The organism is Hyphomicrobium sp. (genome assembly GCF_036833075.1).
Lineage (GTDB): Bacteria > Pseudomonadota > Alphaproteobacteria > Rhizobiales > Hyphomicrobiaceae > Hyphomicrobium_C.
On sequence record NZ_DAITQL010000031.1, the window covers coordinates 38,548 to 45,763 of the forward strand.

Annotated in this window: 5 protein-coding genes; 1 reads left to right on the forward strand and 4 read right to left on the reverse strand. The window is 68.9% G+C overall.

Going from position 1 to position 7,216, the window contains the following annotated elements:
- Positions 1-87 precede the first annotated feature (87 nt).
- The 4 genes from V7082_RS10940 to glmU all read right to left on the reverse strand — a co-directional run bounded on the left by V7082_RS10940 (position 88) and on the right by glmU (position 6,003).
- Entirely contained in the window at positions 88-915 is an 828-nt protein-coding gene (locus V7082_RS10940) for a DUF502 domain-containing protein (protein WP_334148437.1), read from the reverse strand.
- Positions 916-982: 67 nt separating this feature from the next.
- On the reverse strand, positions 983-2,584 hold the full coding sequence (locus tag V7082_RS10945) for an SPOR domain-containing protein (RefSeq protein WP_334148438.1): 1,602 nt from the start codon (positions 2,582-2,584) through the stop codon (positions 983-985).
- A gap of 110 nt (positions 2,585-2,694) precedes the next feature.
- Positions 2,695-4,515, reverse strand: coding sequence for a glutamine--fructose-6-phosphate transaminase (isomerizing) (gene glmS, locus V7082_RS10950; RefSeq protein WP_334148439.1), 1,821 nt, complete (start codon positions 4,513-4,515; stop codon positions 2,695-2,697).
- A 129-nt stretch (positions 4,516-4,644) separates the two neighbouring features.
- Positions 4,645-6,003 (reverse strand): bifunctional UDP-N-acetylglucosamine diphosphorylase/glucosamine-1-phosphate N-acetyltransferase GlmU, encoded by a 1,359-nt coding sequence (gene glmU / locus V7082_RS10955; RefSeq protein WP_334148441.1) that lies wholly within the window; start codon positions 6,001-6,003, stop codon positions 4,645-4,647.
- Between the two features lie 288 nt (positions 6,004-6,291).
- On the opposite strand from glmU, the gene V7082_RS10960 reads away from it, so the two are divergent.
- Positions 6,292-7,116: a hypothetical protein gene (locus V7082_RS10960; protein ID WP_334148442.1), complete on the forward strand. Its 825-nt coding sequence runs from the start codon at positions 6,292-6,294 to the stop codon at positions 7,114-7,116.
- The last annotated feature ends 100 nt before the right edge of the window (positions 7,117-7,216 follow it).

The following is a 7,216-nucleotide window of genomic DNA, read 5'->3' on the forward strand; positions in this document are numbered from 1 at the left end:
GTTCGGCGAGAAGCGTGCTCCAGCGGCCTGCCGACGTCGCGAGCCGCTGCCCGGTCACGTATTTCTCTGCGGCATGGCCCCGGATCGTCATGTATCGCGCCCCGGCGCCGCCCCGCCGGCGGGAGGCAGCGGCCGCTTCGCCTCGGTCCGGATGCCGCGCTCGGCGAGCTGCTTCAGCCGCGCCTCGTAGTCCGGCACCACCATGCCGGCCGACATCACGATCTTCGCCGCGTCCTCGACGCTCATCTTGAGGAATGTCACGTCGCGCCGCGGCACGAAGCAGATGAAGCCCGTCGGCGGGACAATGCCCGTCGGCATGAAGACCGTCAGCAGGTCCTCCTCTCCGCCGGGCTGCGAGATCGAGACCTCGCCCCTGGTCTCGCCGGTCACGAACACGATCGACCACAGGCCCTTGGAGGGAAACTCGATGAGGCCCACCTTCTGAAAGCCCTGCTGCCCGCTGCTCGCGGTCGCGGAGACGAGCGATTCGAAGAACTGCTTCAGCGCCCGGTACACGTTGCGCACGATCGGCATGCGGTCGAGTGCCATTTCGCCGAACGAGATGAGCGAGCGTCCGAGCAGGTTGGCGGCGAGCGCTCCCGTGAGGGTGAGGAACAGGATCCCGAACAGGAGCCCGATGCCGGGGACGGAAAAGGGAAGGTAGGTATCGGGCAGGTAGCTGGCGGGCACGAACGGCTTCAGCCACGCGTCGGTGACGTTGATCACCCACCAGATGATGTAGATCGTGAGCGTGACCGGCCCGACGATGATGAGGCCGGTCAGGAAATAGTTCCTGAGCCTGGCGCCGATCCGGAGCGGCGCGCCATCGTCGCTCGCCAGGAGCTGCAGGCCGGCCGAAAGGCCGCCGTCGTCGCCCTTCTCGGGCGCGCTGTTGCCGGAATTGGGTTCGCTCATCGCACGGCCATCGTGGGGCCCTTGCCGCCACCCGTCAACTGCCCCCGCGGAGCGCCGCGCCGCGGCGCTACTGGCTCACCACGAGGCAATCGAAGCCCTGCGGCTTCAGCGTCTTGCAGAGCTGGTTGGGCTCGCTGGCGTTGGCGTAGGGCCCGAGCCGCACGCGATAGAACGTGCCCATGCTGCCGATCACCGCCTCGTCGATCTCGAGGGCCACCTTGCCCTCGCGCACCGGCGGATACGCCGTGAGCGTCTGAGCCAGACGCTCGGCCTCCGCGCGCGAGCGCACGGCGGCGACCTGGAGCTTGTACTTGCCCGCACCGCCCACGGCCGCCACCTTGGCCGGAGCGGCGGGCTGCGGCGCTGCGGACGAGGCCGTGCCCCAGGGCAGCGCATCGCCGCCCGACGACGCCGGCGGCGAATCCGGGCCGCGCTGCACCATCGACGAGGTCTGCCCCGTGGCGACCGTCGTCTCTGCACCCCAATGCGGCGGCTGCTCGGTCGAGCCGGTCATGACCGGAGAGGTCGCCGCCTCGGCCGGCGTCGAGGAGCCTGAGCCGAACATGGTGCCGAAGAAGTTCGAAACGGCGGTCCCGGTGCCCTCGAGCGGGTTCGAAAGCGTGCTCGGCGACGACACGTCCGGCGTCGGGCTGGAGGAGAACCCGGACAGGGCCCCCATGGGGGAGATGCCGGTATCCGCCACCGGCTGCGGCGCGTAGCCCGAGACGATCGGCGCTGCGGCCGCGGCCGGCTCCGAGGCAACGGCTGCCGCCGCTGCCGTCTGTGTCTCCCACGACGTCGGCACGACCGCGGGTGCGCCCGTAAGCGATCCCGGTACGCCGGCCTCGGCGCTTGCGGGCAGGGGAGCGATTCCGAGGGCCGGCGCGGCGGCCCCGGTGCTGGTCTCTGCTGCCGGCGAGCCGGGAGACAGGAAGCTCCAGAACGAGGAGGACTGTCCGCTCTCCGTCTGCGGCGCCGTCGCCGCCGCGGCGGTCTCTGTCGGTTGTGCCGGCTGCGACGAGCCCGTCAGAGACGGCAGCGTCGGCATCGAGAAGTTGTTCCAGAACGACTGCTCGGTCACCTGCACCACCTGGGTGCCGGGCTTCGAAGGGGTCACGCCGCCGGCCGCGGCAGACTTGGTGCTCTGGTCGAGCGGCGCGGCGCCGATCGGTGGCGGCGTATCGCCGAGCCCGGCCTCGCGGTAGGCGAGCTGACGCTCCTCGTTCGCCTTGGCCTTGTCGGTGTCCGAAAGCCCGCCCTTGAGCCACACGGCCGTGGTGAGATCGGAGATCGCCTGCGCGGGCTTGCCGAGGCGGCGGGAGGCTGCGCCCCTGAGGTAGAGCGCGCGCGCCATCTGGCTGTTCGGAAGTCCGCCTCCGGCCAGGGCCGCCGAAAGCTGCTCCTGAGCCTTCGCCATGTCGCCGGCCTCGAAAGCCTTGGAGCCTGCGGCATACGCGCGTTGGGCGGCCGCGGTATCGGCCTGGGCGGGCGCTGCCTCCGCGCCCTTCTTTTTCTTCGCCTGGGCGCGCGCCTCCACGCTGAGCGCTGCGCCCGCAAGGCCGAGCGCCAGGGCGGCCGCACCGAGCAGCACCCCCCGATGCCATCCCCGGAAGATCGATTGCCCGGACGGGCGGTTCCCCTCCGAGCCCCGACGCGTCGCATTCGTCATGCGCTCTTGTCCCTGCAGCCTGCCTGAAAAACGCAGCACCCCCGCGAAGCTTTAGGTCAATCATACGGAAGAGGCAAATCCGGGGCGCTCAGGCGGCAGACCTTATCCCCTCATTCAACCGTGACCGATTTGGCGAGGTTGCGGGGCTGATCGACGTCGGTGCCCATGAAGACGGCCGTGTGATAGGCGATGAGCTGCACCGGAACGGCGTAAATGAGGGGATTGGTCAGGGCATGCGCCCGAGGCGGCCGGATGTGGGCCGCGATCGCGCACCCGACTTTCTCCGGATCAGCATTGGAAATCAATATGATCTGCCCACCGCGCGCGGCCACCTCCTGGACGTTCGAGACGGTCTTCTCGAGCAGATCGTCCTCCGGCGCCACGACGATAACCGGCACGTTCTCGTCGATGAGCGCGATGGGCCCGTGCTTGAGCTCTCCGGCCGCGTAGCCCTCGGCATGGATGTAGGAGATCTCCTTGAGCTTCAACGCTCCCTCGAGCGCGATCGGGTAGCTCGACCCGCGGCCGAGATAGAGCACGTCGCGCGCCTTGGAGAGGCTTTGCGCCAGCTCGACGTACTGCCCCTCGTCGTGCAGCATAGTGGAGATCAGCCGGGGAACCTCGATCAGGGCCGTCACCAGCTCCTGCTCCAGATCGGCGGAGATGGCCCCGCGTGCCTTGCCGAGCGCGATGGCGAGCGAGGCCAGGGCGGCGAGCTGGCAGGTGAAGGCTTTGGTCGAGGCGACGCCGATCTCGGGCCCCGCGAGCGTCGGCAGCACGGCGTCGGATTCGCGCGCGATGGTCGAGGTGCGCACGTTGACGATGGAAGCGATGCGCTGCCCGCTGGCGCGCGCATAGCGCAGCGTCGCGAGTGTATCGGCCGTCTCGCCCGACTGTGAGACGAACACGGAAAGCCCGCCGTCGGGCAGCGGCGCCTCGCGGTAGCGCAATTCCGACGCCACGTCGATCTCGACCGGGAGGCGCGCATAGCGCTCGATCCAGTACTTGCCGACGAGGCCCGCGTAATAGGCGGTGCCGCACGCCGAGATCGTGATGCGCGAGATCCGGGCGAGGTCCACGCCGAGATCGGGGAAGCTCACGCGCCCGCTCGCCATGTCGATATAGTTCGACAGCGTGTGGCTGATGACGTCCGGCTGCTCGTGGATCTCCTTCGCCATGAAATGGCGGTGGTTGCCCTTGTCGACGAGCAGCGAGCTTGCGACCGACTTGACGAGCGGCCGCGTCACGCACGCGCCCGCCCGGTCGAACACCTCGACGCCCGCGCGGCGCATCACCGCCCAGTCGCCCTCCTCGAGATACGTGATGGCGTCGGTGAAGGGCGCGAGCGCGATGGCGTCGCTGCCGAGATACATCTCGCCCTGCCCGTGCCCGATGGCGAGCGGGCTCCCTTGGCGCGCGGCGATCATCAGGTCGTCCTCGCCGGCGAAGATGATGCCGAGCGCGAAGGCTCCCTTGAGCTTGCCGAGTGCCGCAGAGACGGCATCGATGGGCCCCAGGCCCTGCTCGAGCCCGTCGGTCACGAGGTGCACGACGGCTTCCGTGTCGGTATCCGTCTCGAATGCGTGCCCCTTGGCGGTGAGCTCGGCCCTAAGCTCGCGGAAGTTCTCGATGATGCCGTTATGGACCACGGAGACCTTGGCGCTCATGTGCGGATGCGCATTGCGCTCCGTCGGCCGGCCATGCGTCGCCCAGCGCGTATGCCCGATGCCCGTGCGCCCCGCCAGCGGCTCCGCCAAGAGGCGCTGCTCGAGATTGCGGAGCTTGCCTTCCGCGCGCCGCCGCTCGAGGTGCCCGTTCTCGACCGTCGCGATGCCGGCGCTGTCGTAGCCGCGGTACTCGAGGCGCCGCAAGGCATCGACGAGGTCCATCGCCACGGGTTTGCTGCCGAGAATGCCGACGATGCCACACATCGGGGAGCCCTTCGCTGGAGAGGATAAAAAAAGGAGACGGCAGGGACACTTCGTGTACTGCCCTACGAAAGCCGGATCAGGCTTTCAAATCAAAGAATATGTCGATTCTTAACGGGTCCTCGCCCGACATCAGGCCGTGCGTGCGGCCTTGCGGCGGGCCATCGCGGCACGGAATTTCTGCGCCCATCCGAGCCGCTCGTCCTGCACGCTCCGCTCGAGCGCGAGCGCATCCGCCGCCACGTCGCGGGTGATCACGCTGCCCGACCCGATATAGGCGCCGGCCCCGACCTTGACCGGCGCCACGAGAGCCGTATTCGAGCCGACGAACGCGCCCTCGCCGATCTCCGTCTTGTGTTTGAAGAAGCCGTCGTAGTTGCAGAAGATCGTGCCGGCGCCGATGTTCGCTTTCGCCCCGATCGAGCCGTCACCGAGGTAGGACAGGTGATTCGCCTTGGCCCCGTCGCCCATCGCCACGTTCTTGACCTCGACGAAGTTGCCGACATGAACGTCGCGTCCGAGCACCGCCCCGGGCCTCAGCCGCGCGAACGGCCCCACGCGGGCGCCGGGGCCGACGCGTGCGCCTTCGAGGTACGAGTTGGCCTTGATCTCGGCTCCGTCACCGACCGTCACGCGCGGCCCGAAAAAGACGTTGGGCTCGATCAGCACGTCCTCACCGAGCACCGTGTCGAACGAGAGCCAGACCGTCTCCGGCGCGATCAGCGTCACGCCCCCGGCCATCGCGCGCCCTCGCGCGCGCCGCTGCCAGGTGGCTTCCGCCTCGGCAAGCTCGCCCTTCGCGTTGACGCCCAGCACCTCGTCCTCCTCGCACACCACGACGCCGGCGCGGCCGCCACCCGCGCGCACGATCTCGATCGCGTCCGTGAGATAGAACTCGCCCTTGGCGTTGGCGTTGCCGATCCTGTCGAGCACCGCGAGCGGCTGATCGAGCCGGAACGCCATCACGCCGGAGTTGCAGAGCCGGATCTGAAGCTCGGCAGGACTTGCGTCCTTGGCTTCGCGGATCGCGACCAGCGCGCCGTCGGCATCCGTGACGAGGCGGCCGTAGCTGCCGGGCTCCCGCGCCTCGAAGCCGAGCACCGCGACCGCGGCACCCCGGTCAAGCTCGGCGCGGAGCTTGCCGATGGTGGCGGCGGTGATGAGCGGCGTGTCGGCGAACAGCACCATGAGATCGCCCGTGTGCGCCGCGATTGCCGCGCGCGCAGTCCGCACGGCATCCGCCGTCCCGAGCTGGGCCTCCTGGACGAACACCGTCGCCCCCGGCGCCGCCGTGAGCGCTTCCTCCCGCACCCCGTCCATGCCGGGGCCGACGACCACCGCGAGCCCATCCGAGCCCGCCTCCCCGGCCAGCGCCAGCACATGGCCCAGCATCGACCGCCCGGCGATCCGGTGCAGCACCTTGGGCCGCGCGGAGCGCATGCGCGTTCCCTTGCCGGCGGCAAGTATGACAGTGAGCAGCGGTCGGCTCATGATGGGTTCCCGATGTCGGCGAGCGCGGATCGGGCTGCACGCTATCGCCCCGCACCGCGGTTCGCAAACGGACACTGCGGGATTGAGCCGGGACACCCCGGCGGCGGCGGATTTCCCCAAATCGTCCACAGTTGCATCGGCCCGCGAAGTTGCCCGGCCGGGGCGACTCAGACACGACGGTCGGAAGGGTTGAGGTCGCGTCGCCCGGGCGTTTGTGAACGGATCTCACGTCGGCCTGCAGCGCGGCAAAGGACCTCCACAACAAGGTTAGGCCCCGGAAGGCAGATCATGACGCAAAAAAGCTTCCCCCAGCCAAGTTCGCCGCATACCCCAGCCCGCACGTTCACGAAGTATTCGCTGGTCTGGGCGGTGGCGGCCGGAATATCGCTGCTCTACCTCATTCTGCTGGTCGCCCAGCCCGACGTCATCGCCCGCTCCCTCGGATCGGGGGCCGAGACGGCCGAGAACGATGCCACGCAAAAGGCGCTCCACGAGACCGTGGCCGAGGTTCGTACGCTGCGCGACACCATCGATCTGTTCCGCAACGAGCTGATCGAGGTCCGCGCACAGATCTCGAACCAGTCGGATGCCGCCCACGACCTCGCGGCGCGCGTCGGCACGCTCGAGACAGCGGCCGCCGAAACGCAGAAGGTCGCCGCCAACGACGACACCAAGGCCAAGGAGAAGGAGGCCACGGCGAAGAAGGCGAAAGAGACGGCTGCCAAGAAGCCTGACAAGGCCGGCATCGAGACGGGCAGCGTCGCCCAGCCTGCTACCGGCGCCATCTCCTTCGGTCCCGCCGTCGTGACGCCCGCCGCCCGGCCGGCGGCCGCCACACCCTCCGTTCCGGCGAGCCAGGTTGGCGTGCAGATTGCGACCGGTCCCTCCGTCGACAGCCTGCGCCTGAGCTGGACGCTGCTCAACGAGCGCCATGGCGAGAGCTTCCGCTCGCTCCAGCCGCGCTACACGACGAACATGTCCGGGCCGGAGCAGACCTATGACCTGGTCGTCGGACCGGTGGCGTCCGTCGACGCGGCGAAAAAGCTCTGCCAGGAGCTGGCCATGAAGGCCACACCCTGCGCCGTGAGCCGCTTCACGGGCGACGCGCTCTAGTCTAGGCGGGAGCTTTCAGGAGATTGTCCATTCGGTCCGGAGCGGGGTAGTGTCTCAGTTTGAAATCCGACCCTTGTTGACATCTGCGTTCACGCTGCCC